Here is a 22,096-nt window from a genome sequence, read left to right on the forward strand (position 1 = left end):
CAGACCGGTTCCTCGGCTGGGTCCACCGAGCGCCCGCCGAACCCCTCGCAACATCAGTGGCCGAGAACTCTCCCAGCGGTCGCCACCACCCTGCCACAGACCAGTTCTGCGGCCACCGACAACACCCAGCTTACTGAATGTCGCACTGATCTGCCGAGGAGAGGACGTCTTGGGAGCGCTCTTGCCACGCTTTGATCCGAGCCCGATTCGTCGAGGCATCACCATGCCGTAATCAGAGTTTCGTTCGCCCGTCATTTTCAGCCTGCCAGGAACCAGTCGTACTCAATGCTGTAATGCGCTTCCTGCTCCTTGACGTCGAGGGTCTGGGGTCTGCCGATACTCGCATGTTGCCTGACCTGATCAGGATCAGGGATCGTAATCTCTATGGTTCGCGGTGCGAGGACGTCATTTTTGAGGCCTTTATCGATTTCCGCAATGATGTCGTCGAATACGGATCCGGCAAGCTCGCCGACTACAGCACCCAGGAGAGTTCCTACGCCCGGGATCACTGTGCCGATCGTCGCGCCCGCGATGGCCGCAGCTCCGGAGGTTGCTGCGGCCTCCACCGCGTCCTTGATCGTCTTACCGACTTGGTCGTGGAGGCCGTTGAACGACTTGGCGAGGTCTTTGTTGTCCTGCTCGACGATCAGCAGGGTCACCGTGAACGTTCGCGGCCAGTCGGCAGGTCGCCGCAGGTCGAAGTTCACCAGCACATGCGGGTTCGTTCTCCACGGATCTCGGACGGAGTTCTCGGAGACGTCGCCGATCGGCGGGGTGGTCATGGTCCAAGCCACCGGTTTTCCGCCGGCGCCGAGGATGACGTTACCGGAATCAGTGCCGATGGCCGACATAAACACTTCGTCGCTTTCACCTTGAAGGCAACAATCATTGGACTCGTGTTCGGCGAAGTATCGGAGGCGGAACTGCAGATGCTGCGGCAGTTCTCGGGCGGTCCGGGCCTTGTTGACGAGTTCTCGGAGACTGTGCACCCGCGCCTGGGTCAAGACAGCTCGCATGCCGCGGGGCCGTAGACCCTCTACGCCCAGCTGAACGATGGCGCTGCGGACCGATGGCACAGAGCCCAGCGCTGCCATCGCCGGGTCGCCCGCCCTATTGCCGGAAGTGGCCGGACGCTTGCCGGCTGCTGCGGCACCGTCGACCAGAATGCTGCCGCTGACGACCACACCGAAGCTGGCGGCTGCGGTGAGCAACAGTGCACGTCGCGAGGCGATCATCTGCGACCCGTGTGGATCGCCCATCATGGCTACCTCAGCCTGCCTGTCGCGTCCATCATGCACTGATGGCATGACGACTCCACCCGTTGGCTGTGAACGGCATCCGGCACACGATGACTCGACTGCTGAACTTGGATTTCCGCCGAAACGGCGTACGCCCGAGCCCTTTGTTCAGAACGACTGCCACCCTTTGTCACCTCAACCCGACTAGAACCAGGACATGACCCGTGCCAGAGGGAAGGGCGGTCAGGGCCTTGCCTACCACGGTGCCGATGCTCGCGAGCCGGTCCGCCGCGCGCATCGCATGACCTGGACGTGTGGACGTAGTCAATAGATCGCCCACCGCAATCGGATCGTTGGTTGCATCAGCCAGGCACCACGCCTTGCCGACGACCGCGATCGGTCGCCGTTTACGTGTTGTATCGTGCGTGCGATCCAGGACGAGTGCCGGTACTCGATCTCCGGCACCCGAGATAATACCGGCAACCCGGTTGTTGTACGGCTCGCCACAAATGCCGATCCTGCCGTGCTCGTCGAGCACGACCACAGAACCTGGTTGCAGAGATTCTGCGATCTCATCGGGAGACGTCTGAATCTCGAACTGCTCAGCGACGTCCGCACCCACCAATTGGATGTCGCCGTCAACAATGAGATCTTGAGCGACACGAACGTCTCCGTCAAAGAAGCCAGCCGGCCCGGATACGCTTTTCCCGTACACGCCTGGCCCACCCGCGGAGTTGGTGCCCACGACCCCGGCGTGGTCGTTTGAGCGTCCGAGACCATGGATGCCCTTGCCTGATTCGCTCTCGCCGAACACCCCGGTACCGCCCGCGGAGTTGGTGCCCACGACCCCCGTGGAGTTGTTCGAGCGTCCGAGACCGCGGATGCCGTGGCCCGATGCACTCTCGCCGAACACGCCTGGCCCACTCGTGGAGTTGATGCCCGCGACTGCGGCGTGGTCGTTCGAACGCCCTAGACCGCGGACGCCCTCGCCCAGCTCGCTTTCCCCGAGGACACCAATTTCATTGGCTCCGGTGACTTTGCCTACAAGTCCTGGCATAGCGGTTTTCCTCTCGAGCTGACCTGGACGATTATGGGCGAGTGCGGCCGGGCGAGCCGTCGACTCCATAAGTCATGTAGTGAATGGATAAGTAACCACGCGCCGCACCAAGTAGCCGCGAAGCGCCTCCGACGAAGTCTGGAACAGGTCCAGCCTACGGGGAGTGGCAGCTGACGGGTCAGCACTTCACTCATTTGACCACCCTGACCTTGCCCTTATAGGTTTACCTTGGAGTTCTTTACGGCGTTCGCTGGGGAGAACGGGAAGTCATCCCGTCCAACGTGACGCCTCCAGAACGTCAACGGCGGCCGTCACCTTCCAGCCAATGAACTCTCATGCCGCCGAGCGGGTGAAGCGTGAGCGGCGAAGCTGTGCCGATACGTGCCTCAGTACGCTGAGCAACGTGATCGACCGACCAACCTTCGTGTGGCGGGCTGATGTGGCACGCGAAGCCCTCGATGTTGCTACTGGTGCGCTCGCGGAAGAGGATGCCGTCTCGTCAAGGTTGTGGCCCGAGGCGATGAGCCGAGCGACCGATGTCGTACTCGACGGGTTCGAGGCAGACGTCGCCAGCCTGGTGGAACGCCGATGGGAGCCAGCGACTGACACGGGAATCCTTGAGGTCGTTGAACGCACAATCCGGGCGCTGAATGCCGTCAATGATCGGTTCGATGGCGCCGCCTTCGAGACGGACGAACGAGAATTGCTCTGTGCATACGTCGATCGTGTTCTCGAGACGGCGGGAATCGAGCCCGACGACCTCGCCCGCCGAAACGGGATCAGCAGCGGTGACATCACCGGCCCGTGGCGCGACTGGTAGATCTCACCTCACACCGCGCCGACAACTTCCCCATGCGGCGTCGGGAGCGGACGACGCCCTCATTTGCCGCTGAGCGGGCGCTCGGAGTCAGGGCGGCGGCTGAATGTACTCGTCGCATAGGCGGCAGCCGTACTCACCGACGTACAGGCTGTGGGTGTCGCATTCGGCGGTCAGCGCCGCGGCGGGCGGTAGCCGCCAGTCGCCCCACTTCGGCGTGGGCTCCGGCACTGGGGTGTATCCGGCGAGCATCTCGCGGAACCGGGTCAGGTACTGGATCGCGTACGGCGGGTCGTAGTTCAGGCGGTCCCATCCGTGCCGGGTCAGGGCCAACGCGATCAACTGGTCGAGGAACGCCTTCTCCGCCGGCCAGTCACCGGTCCACGGCAGTTCGGCGAGGTCGAAGCCGTCGCATCCGCGGCCCAAGCGGTGCCCGTCGGCGAAGCGCAGCACCAGGTTGCGCTGCCACGGCGTCTGCGCTATCACGCAGCCGGCCAGGGTGAGCACGTCGTAGAACACGTCGGTGCCGCCGTTGGTGAGGTCCAAGTAGCGGGGACCGGTCGAATCGTCCGCGGTGAACAGATTGGCCATGTATACGCTCCTTCCGGGCTGACGGACCATGAATGGCCGCTCCGGCCCTGCGCCGGCGGCTATGCCCGAGCCCTCCGCGAGCATCGAGGCTAGCGAAGGGCAGGCTAAGGAGGCATCCACATTCTTTGGAGTCGTACTGGTGAGCGCCGACTCAGCTGCCACGAGGCCGCCGTTTGAAGCAGGTGCGAGAGTCGTGCCGTCGAGCGTCGCGCGTCGCGCGGGCCGGCCAGCAATTGCGTTGTGGGCGGCCGACGGTACCGCGATCATCTGGGATGGCAGGACTTTGCGGGGCTCTGTGGTGGGAGGCGGCGTGCCGGATCCAGCACTGTACGTCATCGTCCGGGACGGACGGCACGAGGTTCGTCTCGACCGGTCTGGAGCGCTGAGCCTGCCTGAGACGCTCTTCGGCGGCCCGGACGCGTGGAGCGACCCGCACGGCCGGATCGAGGCCGAGCCGTACGACGAGGTGTGGGCCTCCGGTGGGGTGCTGCTGGACCACGACCGGCGCCTGCTGCGCTGGTACAACCGGTTGAGCGTCACCGACGACAGCCTCGGGCTGCGCCGGGCGCTGATGCCGCTGCTCGCGCAGTGCTGGCCGGGCTGGACGGTCCAGCACGCCGACCGCGGGTACGCGGCCGTGATCGACGGCTTGCCGGTCGACCCCGCCGCGCTGCTGATGTCCGATCCGCCGCCGCGTCCCGTCACCGCCGCCGGCATGCTGGCCGGCCTGAACGCGCCGAGTAGCGTCCTGGGCCAGCCGCTGAGCCTCGACGAGTACGTGGCGACCGCCGACCCGTTCGAGCACCTTGGGAACCTGCGCGGGTACGGGCTGACGGTCCTCAGCGTGCGCGACACCGGCCGGACCGTCCGTGACTACGTCGGCGGGATGTTGCTGACGGGCATGCTGGCGACCGGGCCGCGGCTACTGGCGATACTGGACGACGTGCAGACCGCTGCAGTGCCAGGGGAGCTGTACGTCGGCGACGGCGGACTTCTCGACGTCGCCGACCGTACGATCGCCGTCTGGCAGGCCTGCAGCGGCCGCCTGGAACCGGCTTCCTGGCCGGGGTGGCGGGTGACGGTGCACCACGACGGGCTGCCCGGGCACCTGCGCCGCTGTGGCCACGACGACACGCCGCTGCGGCTGCCTGCACGCACCGTCCTGGCCGAGGCTTGCATGCTGTTCGCCTACGACACCCGACAAGCCGAGCACCACTACACGGCGCTGCTCAACGACCCCGACTGGCCCGGTGTGACCGGCCGCCGCCGCGCCGTGCTGCACCGGCTCGCCAAACGGGCGGCCAACGACGGGGTTCAGAATCTTCGACGAGGATGACGTCCTTCATCCGTCTTCGCGGAAGGGCTCACCGGCAGAACCGGCAGACGTGGCGGATGGCTGAGCTCTGCGAATGCGGCGCGAGGAGGGCTGCCGTCCCCGCTGGAGTCGCGGTTCGGCTCCGGTCAGCCAGTGGGCGAATGGTGATCTGTTGCGTCCCGGCGCCGTCTACGGATGACGATCAAGGCCAGGATCGAACCGGCGGTGGCTACCGCTACGGCACCGATGCCGGCATATAGCGGCAGGGGGGAACTGGCGGGCTGAGATGCGGCGGACGATGGCGCGGAGGCGGATGTCGGGGTCGAGGGCGGACTGCTGGCTGCCGGCGCGGACGGGGCCGGGCTCGCCGGTGTGCCGGTGGCGGTCATCGGGGGTACGTCGGCGGTCAGGGCTTTGACGATGTTGAGGACGCCGTACCCGCACTGGTCGTCGCGGCCGGGTGGGCCGATGTCGTCGGCGGTGGCGGTGAGCCGGTGCATGACCTCCGGTGCGGAGAGGTTCGGGTAGCGGGACCGGACCAGCGCGGCGGCGCCGGAGACGATGGCGGTGGCGACGGAGGTGCCGGTGACGATGCGGTATCTGCCGGCTTGCCCGGTCGTGATCACCTTGACGCCGGGTGCGCAGATCCCGATGTTGCCGCCGGGATAGGAGACCGGCGCGTACTGCCCGTCCGGTCCGATGGCGCCGACGGCCAGGACACCGGGCATGGAGGCGGGGTACTCGTCCATGACGGTCTTCGTGGTGTTGCCGTTCGAGGCGACGATGAGAGCGTCGGCCTGCTCGGCGGCCTGGACGGCGCGTCTCAGTGACAGGCTCTTCGGGCCGCCGCTGGACACGTTGACCACCCGGGCGCCGCGTTTCACCGCGAGTTCGATGCCGTCGGCGATGGTCTGCAGGCCGCCGTACTTGCCGGCGGAGACGATTGGGAGGATCTTCGCTGAGGGCGCGATGCCCAGGATTCCGGCCTGGCCGCTGTGACCGCGGCCGGCGATGACGCCGGCCATGCCGGTGCCGTGACCGGTCAGGTCGATGCGCCCGCTGCCGCCGGGTTGAACGAGATTGATTCCGGGCAGCAGGTTCGCGCCGAGGTCGGGGTGTGCTTCGACGCCGGTGTCGGGTAGCCCGACGGTGACGCCCGCGCCGGTGCTGATCTGGTGGGCGCGGGCGATCTGCAGGTAGTCCAGCATCCACTGCTGTTGCCGGATCTTGTCCGCCCGGGCGGGCAGGGGGGCTGTCACGGGGGTGACGGTCAGGAGCGCGGCCACGACCGCGTTCGCTATCGCGGGGATCATGGTCAGGTCAGGCCGATCGCCGGTCCGGGGTTGATGGTCGTTCGTGGTGCCGTGTCCAGGACCGGTGTGACGCCGTCGTCGGTCTCCCACGGGTTGTCCGGATCCCACGAGCGGCCGGCCGTCCGGTCCGCCGGCTCACCGTCGCGGCGTCCCCGGCCGCCCGGGGTACCGGGGAGTCCGGGGTTGGGCCGGCCGGGCGCGGCTGTCTCACCGATGACACCACCGACCGCGTTGACCCGCTGCACCCCTCGCGTCATGCCGCCGGCATGTCCGCCCGGGTGTCCGCCCATAGGTCTTCCCGTGCCGGTGCCGGAGCCGCCGAGCAGGTTCGGATGGGTGGCCTGCTGGCCACGGCCGGATGGGGCACCGAGCGTTTCACCGCCCATCGGCTTCATCGCACTGGGTGAGCGAACGGTGGTGGAGGGTCGCCCGGCCGGGTCGCCCCAGTTGGTGGTGGGCATCCTGTTCGGTCCGGGCAGATTCTGGACCGGGTTGACCGTGTTGTGGTGCGCGGGCAGACCGGTCTGGCCCGGGGTGGTCGCCGGGGACGTGCCCGGTCCGGTATTGGTCGGATGGGTGCCTACGAGCGTCGGTCCGGTTCCCGTGTCGCCGAGCACGGGCGTGACGGTGACGGGCGTGGCGGTGACGGGCCGGTCCTGCACCAGGGGCATCGCGTCTCTCGCCACCCGGGTGGCGGCCTGCTGGTCTCTGAGCGTGAACAGGCTGAGAGCGCTGCTGCCGCCGGCGAAGGCGCCGGCGGCGGCACCATCACCGCCGGCATCGGCGCTCTCGCTGTCGTTCTGCCAGGTCAGGCGGTACTCGTCGGGGGTTCGGATCATGGATTTACCGACGGCCAGGTCGGTGCTCAGCGCGGACATCACCGCTCGCGCCTCGGCCTCCAGCACGGCCTGCCGGCCCCGGGCGGCCAGCGACTCCGGCGTCAGTGCCTGTTGCTGGCCCGGCGGCAGAATGCTCTGTTCGTACCGGGCGAGGTTGGCCTGATTACGCATGTAGTCGGCGTAGATTCGCGCGATCGCCGTGTACGCGGAGTCCAGCGCTCCCGCCACGGTCTCCAGCGTGGACCTGTTGCTCAGCGCCGTGCTCCAGGTGACCCGCATGTTCGCGATCATCGCTTCCAGCTGGTCGTGACACGCCTGGGCGGCAGGGCTGGCCGACGGCGGCCACGACGCGGCGAGCCGGGAACGGTAGTCCTCCAGATAGTCGATGTTGCGTTCCGTGGCGTCGGCGGCCTGCTGCCAGCCCTGGATCAACTGCTCGTAGCCGGTGCGGTTCTGGCCCTGCACCATCTGCCAGATCTGCTCGACGGCCATCGACGACCATGCCGTCCCGCCGCCTCCGGTCCCCGGCATCAGAGCAGGCCCTTCGGGTCGTACGACTGGACCTGGACGCCGAGGCGGTTGAACGCGGACTCGACATCACGTAGCCGGGCCGTGGCGAAGGCGTCGGCGTCGGCGTACTGCTTGCTGATCTGCTCCACCGCCACCCCGAACGCCCACGCGCCCTGCACATAGGTCTGCACGTTGCGCAGCGCCACTTCCTGGGCGGCGAACTGCGACTCCTGGAAGGCCAGCAGCTCGGCGAAGGCGTCGTGCGGTGTGGGCGGCAGGATGTACATCGCCTCCGCCGCTCGGTCGGCCGCCGGCGCGAGCCGCTCCTGGACTTCGGCCTTCAACCGGCCCGCGGCGACGTCCATGGACGTGAGATCCGCCCGGGTCTCGTCACCGATACCCGGCCAGTACCCCGGCGTCGGCGGCGGAATCGCGGGGATGCCCCCGCCCGTACCCGGCACCTCGCCCTTCACGTCGGTCATCAAGCCCCCGTCCCGCGGCATCCAGCCAGCTCCATCGGAGTCGGTAGATTACCGAAGCATCGGGGCACCCCGGTGAGCGGCCGCAGGGTGCTTCCGGATATCGGCCACTGCCCCGAGCGTGGCTGCTGTCTTCCGGCCGACCTGAACCGCCGGCCCCTTCTCGGTGCACCCCTTATCGACGAACGTCCATGGTGGAGCCTTTGGTGGTTGCGCCCACGAAGCAGGAGAGCCGGGGTGGTCGTTGGCCGATAGTGTCTTCTGCCGCGGTCGCCGCCGGGCTGGGGTTGCCCGAACCGGAGGCTCGGGTGGTCGTCGCTTTCCTCGCCGGCCTCCATGATCTTGGTAAGTGCACCGCGGATTTCCAACGCGAGATCGGTGTCGCCTTCGCGGCCCTCCTCGACGACGGCTACGAGAATCCGTGCTGGGACGGCCGTCTGGGTCACGCTGCAGCGTCGCAGTTGTTGGCGTACCCACTGCTACAGGCCGCGGGATATGGCAAGGGCAGCCGGCCAAACCGGACGCCGGCGTATGGCGCGGCTCAGGTGCTCGGGGGTCACCACGGCCGGTTCCAGCAGGATCTCACTTTGGATTATCTGCGTGATCCGCTGGCTCGTGTGCCGCAGTTGGCGGGCAAGACGTGGCAACGGCAACGCGAACTGATCTTCGACGCGCTGCGTGACGTGGTGGTTGACTTGCCGGTGCCGGCCAAAGCGGAAGTGTCCGCGCTGGCGTTGGTCACCGGGGTCGTCATCCTCGCGGACTGGCTGGTCAGCCAGGAGACCTTCTTGGAGAAGCGGCTGCGGCAGCTGCCCACTGAAGCGTCCCCGTCCGCGGTGGCAGCACATTTCGCTGGTACGTGCGCGTCGCTGCCTGGTGTGCTGGCTGAGGCCGGGTTGAGCCGGTCGACGTTGCGGGGCGGTTCTTTCGAGGAGCTTTTCCCGTTCGAGGCGAACCCATTACAGCGCTCGCTGATGCGGGAGCTTGCGGTGCCGGCCCGGGGCGGTGGAGGGCTGCTGATCGTCGCCGCGGCGCCGGGCGAGGGGAAGACGGAGGCGGCGTTGTACGCGGCCCAGGTGCTGGCGGGGGCCGTGGGTGTCGAGGGCTGTTTCTTCGCTCTGCCGACGATGGCCACCTCCGATCAGATGTACCGGCGGGTGCGGCGCTTCCTGGCCGGCCAGGTTGTCGACGCGACGTCATTAACGTTGTTGCACAGCATGGCCTGGTTGAATCCGGCCTACGGTGATGCTCGCCCGGAGGCAGGCACCACTGAGGTGGTTACGGACGAGGATCCATCGGGACGGCCGGGGCGGGTGTCGGCGACGAGCTGGCTGCGTACCGGTAAACGAGGGCTGTTGGCCGGCTGGGCGACGGGGACCATTGATCAGGCGCTGTTGGCGATCCTGCCGGTGCCGCACAACGCGTTGCGGTTGCTGGGCATCTCACGGAAGGTGCTGATCGTCGACGAAGCCCACGCCTATGACCCCTACATGCAGTTTCTGCTGCGTCGACTGGTGGCCTGGTGTGGCCAGCTGGGCTGCCCGGTGGTGCTGCTGTCGGCGACCCTGCCGTCGTCGGTGACCCGGTCGCTGGCGGAGGCATACCGGCGTGGCGCCGGGCAGAACGGGGCGCTGCCGGACACCGTGCAGGTGCCGTATCCAGGCTGGCTGTTCGTTCCGGCAGACGGCTCGGCTCCGGTGGTGCCGAGCGGGCCGGCGCTGGCGGCGATGGCCGCGTCACGGCCGGTGGCTCTGACAGTGAGGGTGCTGCCGGTCCGTCGCGAGGATCCGATCGGTGCGGTGCCGGCGCCGGGTAGCCGACTGGCGGTGGTGCGGGACACGCTGGCGGGGCTGGGCGCCAGCGGTGGTTGCGCGGCGGTGATCTGCAATACCGTGGCGGACGCCCAAGCGACGTACAGCTTCCTGCGGCAGTGGGCGCGGCGGCAGCCGTCCCGCCCGGCCGTCCATCTGCTGCATTCCCGGTTCCCGGCCGGGAAGCGCCAGGACATCACCGAGCGTGTGGCCCGCCTGTTCGGTAAGGAGGCCGGCGACGCCCCCCGTCAGGGCAGCGTCGCCGCGCCCCCGGCCCGTCAGGGACGGGAAGCTGAAAGGACCGCTGATCCGTGCACGCCCCCGCCATACGCCGAACCGGGCACCACACCGGCTACCGACCCCGGCTACCGGTCATCGCCGGACAACACCCTCATCCGCAAGCGCGGTGTCTCTTCCGACTCGGGAGGCCACCGATGAACGACTCAACCTCTGAATGGCGGCCCGACCCTTTACTGACCATCGACGACGTTGTCGCCTGGCTTCGTAAGCCAAAGAACACCTTGTATGCCTGGCACAGCCGGGGCAGGGGACCGCGTGCCATCCGCGTCGGCAACACCTTGCGCTACCGGCGCAGCGAGGTCGAACGGTGGCTCGACGCCCAGAGTGACCCGGAGCGCTGAGCCTTGGCCCGACCTCCCCTACCCATCGGCACGTACGGCGCGATTCGCACCGAACAGCTCGGCCCCAACCGATTCCGGGCCAGGACCCGCTTCCGCGACTACGACGGCAAGACCCGTGACGTGGAGGCGACGGACGTCAGTGGTCCGGCAGCCACCCGAGCTTTGAAGGTCAAACTTCGTGACCGCACGATTCCGGACGACGACGAGATCAATCGCGACACCCGCGTCACCACGCTGAGCGAGAAGTGGGTCGAAGAGATCACCGACGAGGAACGGATCGCCCCATAAACCATCGACCGGTATCGAGAGACGCTGCGCACCGCCATCCTGCCGGCCCTCGGTGAACTCCGGATCCGAGAAGTGACGGTAGGGCGGCTCGACCGGTTCCTCCGGGAGATAGCCAAGAACCACCCGTCCAAGGCCAAGGGCGCGAAGGTCGCCCTCAGCCAGATGTTCGCGCTCGCGGTCCGTCACGGCGCGATCCCTACCAACCCCGTCCGCGACACCGGACGGCTCCGCAAGCCTCGCCGCGAAGTGACCGCTCTCGGAACCGAGCAGCTCGAAACCGTCCGAACAGCGATTCGGGAATGGCAACAGCCCGTCCCCGGCAAACCCGGACCTCGGCACACCGGCGATCTTGCCGACATCGTCGATCTCATGCTCGCGACCGGTGCCCGCATCGGCGAGATCCTCGCCATTCGGTGGTCAGACCTCGACCTGAGTGCAGACCGTCCCGTTCTAACCATCAGCGGCACGCTGGTGTACGTCAAAGGTAAGGGCGTCTTCCGCCAGGACTGGACCAAGAGCGAGGCCGGCTATCGCACGATAGTCCTGCCTGGATTCGCGGTTGGGATGCTCCTGGCCCGCAAGCTCACCGCAGCGGAGAACGACTACGACGCCGTCTTCGCCTCCAGGAACGGCACCTGGCTACAGCCCAACAACGTCCGCCGCCAGTGGCGTCAGGCCCGAGCGGACACTGACCTCACTTGGGTGGTCCCCCACACCTTCCGCAAGACCGTCGCGACGCTCATCGACGAGGAGTCCAACACCAAGAGCGCCGCAACCCAACTGCGCCATGGCAGTGAAGAGGTCACCACCACGTACTACATCGCCAAACCTGCGATCGCCCCGGACAACTCCGCGATCCTCGAACGGCTGGGCGCAGACAGAACGACCGCTGAAGGTTCGGTCCAGGATCGCGACCGGCGGGCCGAATGATCGGCGGCCGACAACCGGTGATCAGTGATGACGATCCCGCCCGCCGATTCGGGTAAATCAGGGTTTTCGGGGGACGGTTCAAAACCCAATAGGTATGAACAAAAGCCCTGACCAGCATTCGTGCTGGTCAGGGCTTTTCAATGGTCGGGCTGACAGGATTTGAACCTGCGACCCCTTGACCCCCAGTCAAGTGCGCTACCAAGCTGCGCTACAGCCCGATCCCGCCCGGAGCCTCAGCCCCGCGCGACATCTCCTAAAGACTACCAACCTCACCCGTGGGCTTTTCCGCGACCCCCCGGCCCGAGCTTCTTGCGGGGTTTCACCGAGATCTCGACCGGTGTGCCCTCGAAGCCGTACTCCTCGCGCAGTTTGCGCTCGATGAAGCGCAGGTAGCCCGCGTCGAACGGGCCGGTGGTGAAGAGGACGAAGCGCGGCGGGGCGGCGCCGGCCTGGGTGGCGAACAGGATGCGCGGGGCGCGGCCGCCGCGGACCGGGTGGGGGGTGGCCTGGGTGAGGGCGGTGAGCCACTGGTTCAGGGCGCCGGTGGGGATGCGGGTCTCCCACGAGGCGAGGGCGCGGCGGATGGCGGGGGCCAGTTTGTCGACGGCCCGGCCGGTCTTGGCGGAGATGTTGACGCGAATGGCCCACGTCACCCGCTTGAGGTCGCGGTCGATCTCCTTGTCCAGGTAGAACCGGCGGTCCTCGTCGACCAGGTCCCACTTGTTGAAGGCGATGACCAGGGCCCGGCCGGACTCGATGACCTGGGTGATGACGCGCTGGTCCTGTTCGCTGATGACCTCGCCGGAGTCGAGCAGGACGACGGCGACCTCGGCGGCCTCGACGGCGCCGGCGGTCCGCAGGGACGCGTAGTACTCCGTACCGGAGGCCTGGTGGACGCGTTTGCGCAGGCCGGCCGTGTCGACGAACTGCCAGACCTCGCCGGCCATCTCGACCAGGCTGTCGACCGGGTCGACGGTGGTGCCGGCGACCGAGTCGACGACCGCCCGTTCCTCCTTGGCGAGGCGGTTGAGCAGGCTGGACTTGCCGACGTTGGGACGGCCGACCAGGGCGACCCGGCGGGGGCCGCGGGGGCCGCCCTCGGTGACCAGCGGGGTCGGCGGCAGGGCGTTGAGGATGTCGTCGAGGAGGTCGCCGGAGCCGCGGCCGTGCAGGGCGGAGATCGGGTGCGGTTCGCCGAGGCCCAGGGACCACAGGGAGACGGCTTCGAGTTCCAGGTTCTGGTTGTCGGCCTTGTTGGCGACCAGGATGACCGGCTTGTGGCTGCGGCGCAGCATCTTCACCGCGGCCTCGTCGACGTCGGTGGCGCCGACGGAGACGTCGACGACGAAGACGACCACGTCGGCGGTCTGCACGGCGATCTCGGCCTGGGCGGCGATGGCGGCGGCCCGGTCGCGGGCGTCCGGTTCCCAGCCGCCGGTGTCGACGACGGTGAAGCGGCGGCCGTTCCACTGGGCGTCGTAGGGAACCCGGTCGCGGGTCACGCCGGGCTTGTCCTCGACGACCGCCTGACGGCGGCCGATGATGCGGTTGACCAGCGTCGACTTGCCCACGTTGGGGCGGCCGACGACGGCGACGACGGGGACGGGGCCGGTGAATTCGTCCGACGAGTCCGTGGGGGAATCGGAGCCGAACTCGAATCCTCCCTCGAAGTCGTTGAGGTCGAGTCCGGCGGGAAGTTCAGTCACTTACTTACCTTGCTGTTCAGCAGATGCAGGAGGTGGGCAACGACCTCGTCGATGCCCATGCCGGTGGTGTCGACCTCAAGGGCGTCGGACGCCTGCTTGAGCGGGTCGACGGCCCGGGTGGAGTCGAGTGTGTCGCGGCGGGCCAGGTCGGCCTCGGTGGCGGCGACGTCGGTGGCGTCCTCGGCGCTGCGCCGGGCGGCGCGGGCGGCGGCGGAGGCCGTGAGATAGACCTTGAGGTCGGCGTCGGGGGCGACCACGGAGGCGATGTCGCGGCCCTCGACGATGATCCGCGGGTGCGCGGCGATGATCGCCTGCTGGAGCAGGACGAGGTGTCTGCGGACGGCCGGGACGGCGGCGACCGCGGAGACGGCGCCGGTGACCTCGGCGCCGCGGATCGGGGCGTCGACGTTCACCCCGTTCGCGGCGAAGTGGGGGGCGAGCGGATCGGTGCCGATCGACAGCTCGGTCTCCAGGGCTATCTTGGCGATGGCGTCGGGGTCCGCCAGGTCGGCGCCACCCTGGAGGACCGCCCAGGTCACCGCGCGGTACATCGCGCCGGTGTCTAGGTAGACGCCGTCGACAGCGGTGGCGAGCCGCCGGGAGACGGTGGACTTGCCCGACCCGGACGGGCCGTCGACGGCCACCACGCACTTCTCCGGCCGTTCCTGAAGCGCCACCGTTCCTCCTGAGGGCTCTACGGCAAACCAACCCTCCCATTGTGCCCGTGTACGCAGTCATCGACGAACCGGGGCCGGTCCGCTATGTTACCGACAAGTAACTAAGGAGGCCTGCCATGCCGACCCTGGACCGCCACGACGACGTCCACGTTCTCGACCTCGGCGACGACGAGAACCGACTCCACCCCGAATTCATCACCGAAGCCAACGCCCTGCTGGACGAGGTCGAGAAGAATCCCACCGCGCTCGTCACCACCGCCACCGGCAGGCATTACAGCCTGGGGCTCGACCTGGACTGGCTCGGCGAGCACCCGGAGGAGCGGACCGCGTACGTCGCCTTGGTGCAGCAATTCCTCGCCCGCCTGCTGACCCTGCCCATGGTGACCGTCGCCGCCGTCCCCGGCCACTGCTTCGCCGGAGGCGCCATGGTCTCCCTCGCGCACGACCTGCGCGTCATGCGCGCCGACCGGGGTTTCTGGTGCCTGCCGGAAGCGGACATCGGCCTGCCCTTCACCCCCGGCATGAGCGCCCTCATCCAGTCCCGCCTGACCCCGCAGAACGCGCACGAGGCGATGGTCACCGCCCGCCGTTACGGCGGCGCCGAGGCCGCGGAACGTCACATCGTCGATCACGCGGTCCCCGCCGAGGAGGTGCTGCCCACCGCGATCGCCCTGGCCAAGGCCCACACCGGCAAAGCCGGCGCCGGGCTCGGCACGATCAAGGCCCGCCTCTACCCTCAGGTTCTCCAGGCCTTGCGGTCGGCTGAGATCTGATTCGGTACGGCCCTCGTGCGCTGCCGAGCGCAAGCGACACTCCGTCCCCTCATCCACGGACCCGTCCCGCCGGGCGGCCCGTGGGAGGGGCGGACCTGTCGGAAGCGACCGTTCTCGGACGGCTGCGGGAGACTGCCACGCCGGCCAGGCAGAGCGCGCCGCCGAGGAGGGTGAGCCAGCCGGGCACCTCGCCCAGAACCAGCCAGGACATCAGGACCACGACGGCCGGGACGGCGTACGTCGTCGAGCCCATCTTGCCGGCGGTCGTGCGGGCCAGCGCGTACGCCCAGGTGGTGAACGCGATCGCGGTCGGGAAGACGCCGAGGTAGACGACGTTCAGGGTGGCCGTCCAGGGGGCGGACGCGACATCCGACACCAACTGCCCGGCGAACGGCAGGCAGGCGACCGCGCCGATCACACACCCGAACGTGGTCGCCTGCAGCGCGGTGGCGTGCCGCAACGCCGGCTTCTGGGCGACGACCCCGCCGGCGTAGGTGACCGCGGCGACCAGGCAGAGCACCACACCGAGGATCGACGACTGACCCTTTCCGGACATGGAGAAGCCGACGATCACGGTGCCGGCGAACGAGACCGCGATACCGGCGAGCAGCCGGGGCGGGAAACCCTCGTGCAGCAACCAGCCGGCGAGCAGCGCCATCACGGCCGGGCCGACGTTCACCAGCATGGCGGCGGTGCCGGCGTCGACGAGCTCCTCACCCCAGTTCAGAGCGACCATGTAGAGACCGAACCAGATCACCCCGGAGATCAGGATGCCCGGCCAGGCGGCCCGCGGGGGAAGACCCTGACGGCGTACGGCCAGGAAGATCAGCAGAGTCAGCGAGCCGGCGAGAAGACGGCCGAGTGCGAGCGATCCCGGCGAGAAGTACGGCGCGGCCGCCCGGATCCCCACGAACGCGGACGCCCACAGGACGACCGTGACGGTGGCGGCGGCGACAGCCGCGCGCGAGGGACGTACGACATCTGCGCTCATGCCCGCCAGCAAACCGTGTCCCGCCCCTCCCCCGCTAGCGGAATTCGGACCTCGCGCCCATGGCAGTGACCCAGGTGACAGCCGGTGCCGGATCAGCAGGCGCGCGGGAGGGACGTGAGCATCGACGGTTCGAACTCCTGGAAGGTGCCCTTGCAGGATTTCTTGGCGCGGTACATGGCCAGGTCGGCCTCCTCGAGGAGGCGTTCGGCGGAGCGGTCGCCGCTGTAGGCGATGCCGACGCTGGCGCGGGTGACGATGGTGCGGCCGGCGATGTCGTAGGGCAGGCCGATGGAGTCGATGACGCGCTGGGCGATGTCGCGGGCCTGGTTCTCGTGGGAGATCGGGTCGAGGAGGACGGCGAACTCGTCGCCGCCGAGGCGGGCGGCCATGTCGGTGTCGCGGACGGCGGCGCGGAGACGGCCGGCCACGGCGCGCAGCAACTCGTCGCCGACGGTGTGGCCGAGAGTGTCGTTGACCTGCTTGAACAGGTCCAGGTCGAGGTAGAGCAGGGCGGACGCGGCGGGGGTCGGGTCGGCGGCCAGGGCTTCCTCGACGCGCTGGAGGAACAGGCCACGGTTGGGCAGGCGGGTCAGCGGGTCGTGGTGGGCCTCGTGCACGGCGGCCAGGGTGTGCGCTCCGGTCAGGGCGAGGCTGGCCTGCTCGGCGAAAGCGATCAGCACATCGCGCCGCTCCGCCGACCCGATGGAAGCCACCCCGACGGGAGCCGCCCCGGCAGGAGTGGCCGGGAGGGCGGGAACGGCAGGGACGGCGGGGACGACGGGAACGACGGGAGCGGCAAAGACGGCGGGAACCCCGGGGGTGGCCGGGGTGGTGATGACGAGAGCGCCCGCGATCGTGCCGTCGATCAGGACGGGAGTGGCGAGGGACCGGCCGGAGGAAGCCGGCCCACCCCGGGAGATCGCATGGTGGGCGGCCTCGGTCAGGACGGCGCCGTCGACGGGGGCGCCGCTGACCGAGGCGATCGCGTCGCGGAGGACCAGCGCCACCGTCGCGTCCTCCAGCAGCGCCGCCGCACCCGAAGTGATCATGTGGAGGACGTCGTCGAGCGGGACCCGCTGGTTCGCCGAGCGCTGGACGTGCAGCAGCGTCTCCAGGAGCCGTTCCCGGCGTTGGAGGTCCTGGCGCAGCCGGCGTTCGGCGGCGAGCGTACGCAGACTGCGCAGGGCCAGCCCGAGGACGCGGGACATGCCCTGGAGCATCTGGCGTTCCTCGGCGGCGAACGGCTCGTCGGTGCGGGCGACGATCAGCCGTTCGCCGGTGTCGCGGTCGAGGACCTGCACGGTGAGGTGCATCGGGCCGGTTCCCGGGAACGACACCTCGCCGGTTCCCGGGCGCAGGGCGGTGAACAGGGACGGGTCCGGGGTGCGGCCGAGGCCGATCGAGGCGGGTACGCCGTCGTCGCACACCACTGCCGCCACTTCGGCGTCGGTGGATTCGGCGGCGCGCTGGACGGCGATCCGGGCGGCGCTGCCGATGGTTCCGGCGAGGGTGATGGCGCTGAAGAACTCGGCGAGTTGCAGACTGGACCAGCCGGACATGGGGCTCAGCCGACGGCGAGCGCGACGACGGTCAGGTGGTGCATGCCTTTGGCCTGCGGCTTGCGGACGATCTCGCCGTTGGACCAGAAACCGCCGTACGGCAGTGGCTTCAGCGCGTCGCGCAGCCGGGTGACGGCCAGGTCGGTCCGGTCGGGGCCGAGCGCGATGGGGCGTACGCAGCAGTCGAAGACCAGCACCCCCAGCGGTGCGGTGACCTGCGAGACGGCCGCGACCGCCGCGGACGCGGTGGCGTCGACGATCTCGTCGTCGTCGGCCTCCATGAACCAGACCATCGCCCCTTCGGGGGTGTCGGCCAGGCCGGAGAGGGACCGTTCGGTGGGGTCGGCGGCGAAGATGATCCGGATGTCCTCGCCGCTGCGGCGGGCCAGCCCGAGCGGCCGTACCGTGGCGAACTGCAGGAACGCGTCCGGGTCGGTTTCCAGGCCGGGGACGCCGCCGGTGCGGCGCAGGTAGACGTCGAGGGCCGGTTCGCCGTCGAGCTCGTAGATGGTGCCGGATTCGCTGCGGGTGACGACCATCGGCTCGCCGACCTTGTGCCAGCCGTGCGCGGATCCGATGCCGAACGGCACCGGCGCGGCGAGGGCCGCGGCGAGCACCGCGTTCGGCATCAGCCGGACCGTGGTGCCGTCGCTGAAGAAGTGGAAGGTGCCGGTCTGGGTGACGTTGTCGCCGGCGCAACCGCCGACGAGCGGCACGGCGGCGCCGGCGACCGTGTAGGCGCCGCGCACCATCTCCTGCTGGTCGCTGCTGCGGCCGTCGCCGAGCAGCAGCACGACCCTGTGCTCGCCGTCGACGTCGTCGAGACAGGAGGCGGCGGTGATGCCGGCCTCGTACAGGTCGTCGACCTCACGCGGCACCGCCCGCACGGCCGCGGAGTAGCCGCCGAGCGCGTTGACGACGACGCCGGCGCCGCTGCCGTCGTTGCTGAACTCCCCCGACGTCGAGCAGCCGATCATGAGGACGTCGCCGCCGGCTTCGGCGTGCACCGCCTGCGCCATCTCCAGGGTGGCGTGCGTCAGCGACGCGAAGACGACGAGCAGCCCGGCCGTGCGCCCGCCGAGGGCTTCGCGGCAGGCCTGTGCGCCGGCTTCGGCGGGGTCCGCCGCCAGGCTGCGTCCGACTCCCAACCAGCGTTCCCCGGTCGCGCCCATGTCCGCTCCTTCGCCTGCGGCCCGCCGCGCGTGCCGTCCGGAGCGAAACATCGGCGCTGCGGCGCGCCTTCTGAGGCTTGGGGCACGGGTCACTTCCGGACCGGACATTTCTGGTACGGGCCACGCAGGGTCCTGTGACAATCCCCGGCGGAAGGCGAATCCCCATGCGCATCCGCGGACCGCTCCTCGCCGGCGTGACCGGCATGCTCGCGCACCGGCCGGCCGACGGTCTACCGAGTCCCCACCGAGGCCGGGCGGCCGTCCCCCCGTCCCCGCAGCCGCCCGGCGCCCCTCCCGAAAGGAGGAATGGATCCACCCGAGCTGAACGGCACTGGCCGGCTTCGACGACGCGGACGTCATGGTGGCCGGGAACGGGTGAGTGAGAGCCGACCGGATTCGAACCGGCGTCTTCCCCCCTGCAAGGATGGCGCGACGACCTCTGCGCTACGACCCTCACCCGATCGAACATCTTAACGATTGGCCGATCCGCCGCCGGGATACCATCCATCCCATGGACGGTGAAGCGGAACTGCGTGAACTGGTGGCCGAGCGAGTGGCCGCCGTGTCGGCGAAGGATCCCGCGCCGCTGGCCGCCCGCCAGCACCCGGACATCATCACGTTCAACGTGCTGCCGCCGTTGCACGGCCGCGGCAACGAGGCGGTCGAGGAGGCCACCCGCGCCTGGTTCGACGCGTACGCCTCCGTGATCGGGTACGAGGTCCGCGATCTGCACGTCACCGTGGACGGCGACGTCGGGTTCTGCTCGTTCCTCTACCACGTCAGCGGCACGCTGAAGATCGGCGGCGAGGTCGACATGTGGGTCCGGGCGACGCTCGGCTGCCGCCGGGTGGACGGGCGCTGGCTGATCGTCCACGACCACGAGTCGGTGCCGTTCGACGCGGCGACCGGGAAGGCGCTGATCGACCTCCAGCCGTGAGGCTTCCACGCGGTCGACCGGCCCGGCCCGCCCACGCGGTCGAACCCGCCCCGTCCGCCCGCGCGGTCAGCCGGCCCGGTCCGCCAGCTCGGTCAGAACCTCCGCACGGCGCCGGTCGCGATCGTCGCCGGAACGCTCGGCGGCCTGCCGGGCCTGGGCGGCGAGCATCCGGATCCGCGTCGCCGCGTCGCGGAGCCCGTCCGTCGTGGGCAGGTGCCCGGCGAGCATCCGGATCACCTCCGGGTCGCCGTCGTCGAGAGCCCGGTCGACCGCGTCCGCGGTGACCACGGCGCCCCGGTCGATCAGGCGCCGGGCCAGGTCGGGGCCGGCGGCGTGCGCGCCGGCCCGCAGTGTGTTGACCACCGGGACGTCCCGGCCGAGCAGCCGCTCCACGGTGTCCAGGTGGCCGCCGAGCAGGGCGATGTCGATCGCGGTGAGGTCGCTGCGGACCGGTTCGGCCAGATCGCAGCCGGCCGCGGCGAGACGCTCCAGCGTTGCGGTGTCCCCGGCCGCGGCGACCCGGTCGATCGCGAGCCGCCGCAACCGCGGGTCGGCGGCGACGGTGCCCCCGGTCAACGCGGCACGCCAGTCCAGAACCGTGGCTCGGACCAGGTCGCGCAGCTTGGCGGCGACGTCCGGCTCCTCCTCGGCCAGCTCGTCGACCGCGTCGCGCAGCTCGGACCCGGTGCCGGCGCCCTCGTCGCCCCACGGGTCGTCCTCCAGCGCGAGCCGCCGGAACAGCTCCGGAACGCCGGCGGCGAACGCGCCCGCCCGATCGTCCTCGATCAGTTCCCAGCCCGGCGGCAGTCCCTGCTGCCAGTAGACGACCGCGCCGTGTTCCGGCCCGGGGGCGGTGTCCACATAGAGCCGGTCCAGGTACTCGAAGCCGCCGAACGGCAGGAACCGCAGCCGGTCCGTACCGCTCGTCTCCGCCTCGTGATCGATCCAGCCCCACAGATCCTGATAGCCGTCCGAATCGGGGTAGAACAGCTCGGTGAACGAGAGCTGATCGCCCGGCCGGTAGTCGATCCGGCCCCCGAACGTGGTCCTCCACAGCGTGACCAGCCCCGGCGGCAGCGTGCCGGTGCAGCGGGCGGCCACCGCGCGCAGCGTGTCGTCGTCGATCGGTGGCTGCGCGTCGAGGATCAGCCGGTTCTCGAAAACGGCGATCCCGGCAGCGCCGGCGATCCGAAGATCATCACCGGTCAGCGGTGCGGTCACGGCAGCCATCCCTCGATGCTAAAGCGGCTTCCGGTACGCCGTACGCCGGCCCGGGGTAGCGGATCGGGTGTCTGATGTGTCACGTTGAAGCCCCGCTGACCGTTATCGAGGAGCCCCCCATGCCACCCGGTGACCTGCAGACCGATCGTCCCCATTCGGCCCGCATCTACGACTACCTGCTGGGCGGCAAGGACAACTTCGAGGCCGACCGGCGCGCCGCCGAGCAGGCGCTCCAGCACACGCCGACTCTGCCGATCTCGATGAAGGCCAACCGCCGGTTCATGGCCAAGGCCGTCACCCTCCTCGCCGAGCGCGGCGTCCGCCAGTTCCTCGACGTCGGCACCGGCCTGCCCACCTCGCCCAACCTGCACGAGGTCGTCCAGCGGGTGGCCCCCGACGCGACGATCGTCTACGTCGACAACGACCCGCTCGTCCTCACCCACGCCCGGGCGCTGCTCACCCCGGTCGGCACCGGCGCCGTGTCCTACCTGGACGCCGACCTGCGCGACCCCGGCACGATCCTCACCTCGGACGCCGTGACCGAGGGCTTCGACCTGTCGAGGCCGGTCGCCGTCACGCTGATCGCCGTCCTCCAGCACGTGACCGACGACGATCAGGCCCGCGACATCATCGGCCGGTTGATGGCCCCGTTCCCGGCCGGCAGCGCGCTCGCCCTGTCGGTGGTGACCATCGACAACGACGAGGCCGGCCAGGGCACCGTCAACACCTACAACCAGAACGGTGTCCCGGTCGTCGCCCGCTCCCGCGCCGGCGTCGAGTCCCTGTTCACCGGCTTCACCCTGCTCGACCCGGGCGTCGTCCCCGTCCACCACTGGCATCCCACCGCCGAGGACGAGGGCGTCGACGACGCCGCCGTCTTCATGTACGGCGGCGTGGCCCTCAAGTAACCCGGTCACGTCCGCCGGCCTCCCGACACTGCTACGGCGGTTGTCCGCTTCCGGTCCGCGGTGCCTCGGTCACACCATGCTTCGGTACGGGCCACGCAAACGTCGCGTGCCTCGCGGCGGCCACGGCAGGCGTCACCTCACGACCGTCCCCCGGTGCGGCTCATGCATGCGCGTCCCGGTCACCCCCGGCTGGCTCCGCTCCACGCCGTGATCCGCCGCAACCGTGTCACCGGGGCCGGGCGAGGACGGGCCTTGCCGCCAGTGGGCGAGCAGGACCGGAATCAGGGCGAGGACGGCGCTTTGTCGTCGGGCGGGATCAGTGG

19 protein-coding genes, 2 tRNA genes and 1 pseudogene are annotated in these 22,096 nt (G+C 69.4%); 8 read left to right on the forward strand and 14 right to left on the reverse strand.

The genetic code is table 11. From position 1 onward, the window contains the following. Positions 1–257: 257 nt before the first annotated feature. Both Aut01nite_RS39000 and Aut01nite_RS39005 read right to left on the reverse strand, forming a co-directional pair. Positions 258–1,307 (reverse strand): hypothetical protein, encoded by a 1,050-nt coding sequence (locus Aut01nite_RS39000; protein ID WP_152628896.1) that lies wholly within the window; start codon positions 1,305–1,307, stop codon positions 258–260. Positions 1,308–1,428: 121 nt separating this feature from the next. Further along, entirely contained in the window at positions 1,429–2,295 is an 867-nt protein-coding gene (locus tag Aut01nite_RS39005) for a hypothetical protein (protein ID WP_152628895.1), read from the reverse strand. 325 nt (positions 2,296–2,620) lie between these two features. Between Aut01nite_RS39005 and Aut01nite_RS39010 the strand changes: the two genes are divergently transcribed. Beyond that, positions 2,621–3,115: a hypothetical protein gene (locus Aut01nite_RS39010; RefSeq protein ID WP_152628894.1), complete on the forward strand. Its 495-nt coding sequence runs from the start codon at positions 2,621–2,623 to the stop codon at positions 3,113–3,115. A gap of 87 nt (positions 3,116–3,202) precedes the next feature. Here the strand turns inward: Aut01nite_RS39010 and Aut01nite_RS39015 are convergent, their stop codons facing one another. Beyond that, positions 3,203–3,703 carry a hypothetical protein gene (locus tag Aut01nite_RS39015; protein WP_052164128.1) on the reverse strand — a complete coding sequence of 167 codons (501 nt, stop codon included), beginning with the start codon at positions 3,701–3,703 and terminating at the stop codon, positions 3,203–3,205. A 310-nt stretch (positions 3,704–4,013) separates the two neighbouring features. Between Aut01nite_RS39015 and Aut01nite_RS39020 the strand changes: the two genes are divergently transcribed. Next, positions 4,014–5,039 (forward strand): hypothetical protein, encoded by a 1,026-nt coding sequence (locus tag Aut01nite_RS39020; protein WP_043528441.1) that lies wholly within the window; start codon positions 4,014–4,016, stop codon positions 5,037–5,039. A 125-nt stretch (positions 5,040–5,164) separates the two neighbouring features. On the opposite strand, the gene Aut01nite_RS39025 is transcribed toward Aut01nite_RS39020, so the two are convergent. The 3 genes from Aut01nite_RS39025 to Aut01nite_RS39035 are packed head-to-tail and all read right to left on the reverse strand — an operon-like array spanning position 5,165 to position 8,162. Beyond that, positions 5,165–6,277, reverse strand: coding sequence for a S8 family serine peptidase (locus Aut01nite_RS39025; protein WP_161790688.1), 1,113 nt, complete (start codon positions 6,275–6,277; stop codon positions 5,165–5,167). A gap of 56 nt (positions 6,278–6,333) precedes the next feature. Next, positions 6,334–7,701 (reverse strand): hypothetical protein, encoded by a 1,368-nt coding sequence (locus Aut01nite_RS39030; protein ID WP_043528438.1) that lies wholly within the window; start codon positions 7,699–7,701, stop codon positions 6,334–6,336. Further along, complete coding sequence (locus tag Aut01nite_RS39035; RefSeq protein ID WP_043528436.1) at positions 7,701–8,162, reverse strand: hypothetical protein; 462 nt, start codon at positions 8,160–8,162, stop codon at positions 7,701–7,703. Before Aut01nite_RS39035 ends, Aut01nite_RS39030 begins: the two co-directional genes overlap by 1 nt. 188 nt (positions 8,163–8,350) lie before the next feature. On the opposite strand from Aut01nite_RS39035, the gene Aut01nite_RS39040 reads away from it, so the two are divergent. From Aut01nite_RS39040 to Aut01nite_RS39050, 3 genes and pseudogenes are all read left to right on the forward strand, one after another. After that, positions 8,351–10,408, forward strand: coding sequence for a CRISPR-associated endonuclease Cas3'' (locus Aut01nite_RS39040; protein WP_052164127.1), 2,058 nt, complete (start codon positions 8,351–8,353; stop codon positions 10,406–10,408). Next, positions 10,405–10,611: a helix-turn-helix transcriptional regulator gene (locus Aut01nite_RS39045; protein ID WP_083999462.1), complete on the forward strand. Its 207-nt coding sequence runs from the start codon at positions 10,405–10,407 to the stop codon at positions 10,609–10,611. The genes Aut01nite_RS39040 and Aut01nite_RS39045 overlap by 4 nt, the downstream gene beginning before the upstream one ends. A gap of 3 nt (positions 10,612–10,614) precedes the next feature. Beyond that, positions 10,615–11,829 (forward strand): annotated as a pseudogene (locus Aut01nite_RS39050) (tyrosine-type recombinase/integrase). Positions 11,830–11,970: 141 nt separating this feature from the next. On the opposite strand, the gene Aut01nite_RS39055 reads toward Aut01nite_RS39050, so the two are convergent. The 3 genes from Aut01nite_RS39055 to cmk form a co-directional block, all read right to left on the reverse strand. Next, positions 11,971–12,047: transfer RNA gene (locus tag Aut01nite_RS39055), tRNA-Pro, on the reverse strand. Positions 12,048–12,098: 51 nt separating this feature from the next. Next, the gene (gene der, locus Aut01nite_RS39060; RefSeq protein WP_043528434.1) at positions 12,099–13,535 is read right to left on the reverse strand and encodes a ribosome biogenesis GTPase Der; all 1,437 of its coding nucleotides are present in this window, start codon (positions 13,533–13,535) and stop codon (positions 12,099–12,101) included. After that, positions 13,532–14,212 (reverse strand): (d)CMP kinase, encoded by a 681-nt coding sequence (gene cmk, locus Aut01nite_RS39065; RefSeq protein ID WP_043528432.1) that lies wholly within the window; start codon positions 14,210–14,212, stop codon positions 13,532–13,534. The genes der and cmk overlap by 4 nt, the downstream gene beginning before the upstream one ends. Positions 14,213–14,328: 116 nt before the next feature. Between cmk and Aut01nite_RS39070 the strand changes: the two genes are divergently transcribed. After that, entirely contained in the window at positions 14,329–14,985 is a 657-nt protein-coding gene (locus Aut01nite_RS39070) for an enoyl-CoA hydratase-related protein (protein ID WP_043528430.1), read from the forward strand. Positions 14,986–15,034: 49 nt separating this feature from the next. Here the strand turns inward: Aut01nite_RS39070 and Aut01nite_RS39075 are convergent, their stop codons facing one another. From Aut01nite_RS39075 to Aut01nite_RS39090, 4 genes are all read right to left on the reverse strand, one after another. Continuing rightward, a complete protein-coding gene (locus tag Aut01nite_RS39075; RefSeq protein WP_043528477.1) occupies positions 15,035–15,976 on the reverse strand; it encodes a DMT family transporter in 942 nt (313 codons plus the stop codon). A gap of 92 nt (positions 15,977–16,068) precedes the next feature. Then, positions 16,069–17,535 (reverse strand): GGDEF domain-containing protein, encoded by a 1,467-nt coding sequence (locus Aut01nite_RS39080; RefSeq protein ID WP_052164126.1) that lies wholly within the window; start codon positions 17,533–17,535, stop codon positions 16,069–16,071. Positions 17,536–17,540: 5 nt separating this feature from the next. Then, on the reverse strand, positions 17,541–18,707 hold the full coding sequence (locus Aut01nite_RS39085; RefSeq protein WP_043528428.1) for an FIST signal transduction protein: 1,167 nt from the start codon (positions 18,705–18,707) through the stop codon (positions 17,541–17,543). Between the two features lie 381 nt (positions 18,708–19,088). Continuing rightward, positions 19,089–19,161: transfer RNA gene (locus Aut01nite_RS39090), tRNA-Ala, on the reverse strand. 57 nt (positions 19,162–19,218) lie between these two features. On the opposite strand from Aut01nite_RS39090, the gene Aut01nite_RS39095 reads away from it, so the two are divergent. Beyond that, positions 19,219–19,644 carry a YybH family protein gene (locus Aut01nite_RS39095; RefSeq protein ID WP_043528427.1) on the forward strand — a complete coding sequence of 142 codons (426 nt, stop codon included), beginning with the start codon at positions 19,219–19,221 and terminating at the stop codon, positions 19,642–19,644. Between the two features lie 66 nt (positions 19,645–19,710). Here the strand turns inward: Aut01nite_RS39095 and Aut01nite_RS39100 are convergent, their stop codons facing one another. Then, positions 19,711–20,874 carry an ankyrin repeat domain-containing protein gene (locus Aut01nite_RS39100; RefSeq protein WP_052164125.1) on the reverse strand — a complete coding sequence of 388 codons (1,164 nt, stop codon included), beginning with the start codon at positions 20,872–20,874 and terminating at the stop codon, positions 19,711–19,713. 110 nt (positions 20,875–20,984) lie between these two features. On the opposite strand from Aut01nite_RS39100, the gene Aut01nite_RS39105 reads away from it, so the two are divergent. After that, complete coding sequence (locus Aut01nite_RS39105) at positions 20,985–21,773, forward strand: SAM-dependent methyltransferase (protein ID WP_043528425.1); 789 nt, start codon at positions 20,985–20,987, stop codon at positions 21,771–21,773. The last annotated feature ends 323 nt before the right edge of the window (positions 21,774–22,096 follow it).

The organism is Actinoplanes utahensis, assembly GCF_016862455.1.
Classification (GTDB): domain Bacteria; phylum Actinomycetota; class Actinomycetes; order Mycobacteriales; family Micromonosporaceae; genus Actinoplanes; species Actinoplanes utahensis.

What these genes read in the sequence shown, in the direction of transcription:
- Aut01nite_RS39105 (WP_043528425.1), top strand. Translation starts at nt 20,985, where the DNA reads ATGCCACCCGGTGACCTGCAGACCGATCGTCCCCATTCGGCCCGCATC.
- Aut01nite_RS39085 (WP_043528428.1), bottom strand. Translation starts at nt 18,707, where the DNA reads ATGGGCGCGACCGGGGAACGCTGGTTGGGAGTCGGACGCAGCCTGGCG.
- Aut01nite_RS39095 (WP_043528427.1), top strand. Translation starts at nt 19,219, where the DNA reads ATGGACGGTGAAGCGGAACTGCGTGAACTGGTGGCCGAGCGAGTGGCC.
- Aut01nite_RS39100 (WP_052164125.1), bottom strand. Translation starts at nt 20,874, where the DNA reads ATGGCTGCCGTGACCGCACCGCTGACCGGTGATGATCTTCGGATCGCC.
- Aut01nite_RS39005 (WP_152628895.1), bottom strand. Translation starts at nt 2,295, where the DNA reads ATGCCAGGACTTGTAGGCAAAGTCACCGGAGCCAATGAAATTGGTGTC.
- Aut01nite_RS39070 (WP_043528430.1), top strand. Translation starts at nt 14,329, where the DNA reads ATGCCGACCCTGGACCGCCACGACGACGTCCACGTTCTCGACCTCGGC.
- Aut01nite_RS39040 (WP_052164127.1), top strand. Translation starts at nt 8,351, where the DNA reads ATGGTGGAGCCTTTGGTGGTTGCGCCCACGAAGCAGGAGAGCCGGGGT.
- Aut01nite_RS39010 (WP_152628894.1), top strand. Translation starts at nt 2,621, where the DNA reads ATGAACTCTCATGCCGCCGAGCGGGTGAAGCGTGAGCGGCGAAGCTGT.
- Aut01nite_RS39035 (WP_043528436.1), bottom strand. Translation starts at nt 8,162, where the DNA reads ATGACCGACGTGAAGGGCGAGGTGCCGGGTACGGGCGGGGGCATCCCC.
- Aut01nite_RS39000 (WP_152628896.1), bottom strand. Translation starts at nt 1,307, where the DNA reads ATGCCATCAGTGCATGATGGACGCGACAGGCAGGCTGAGGTAGCCATG.
- Aut01nite_RS39030 (WP_043528438.1), bottom strand. Translation starts at nt 7,701, where the DNA reads ATGCCGGGGACCGGAGGCGGCGGGACGGCATGGTCGTCGATGGCCGTC.
- Aut01nite_RS39045 (WP_083999462.1), top strand. Translation starts at nt 10,405, where the DNA reads ATGAACGACTCAACCTCTGAATGGCGGCCCGACCCTTTACTGACCATC.
- Aut01nite_RS39015 (WP_052164128.1), bottom strand. Translation starts at nt 3,703, where the DNA reads ATGGCCAATCTGTTCACCGCGGACGATTCGACCGGTCCCCGCTACTTG.
- Aut01nite_RS39075 (WP_043528477.1), bottom strand. Translation starts at nt 15,976, where the DNA reads ATGAGCGCAGATGTCGTACGTCCCTCGCGCGCGGCTGTCGCCGCCGCC.
- Aut01nite_RS39080 (WP_052164126.1), bottom strand. Translation starts at nt 17,535, where the DNA reads ATGTCCGGCTGGTCCAGTCTGCAACTCGCCGAGTTCTTCAGCGCCATC.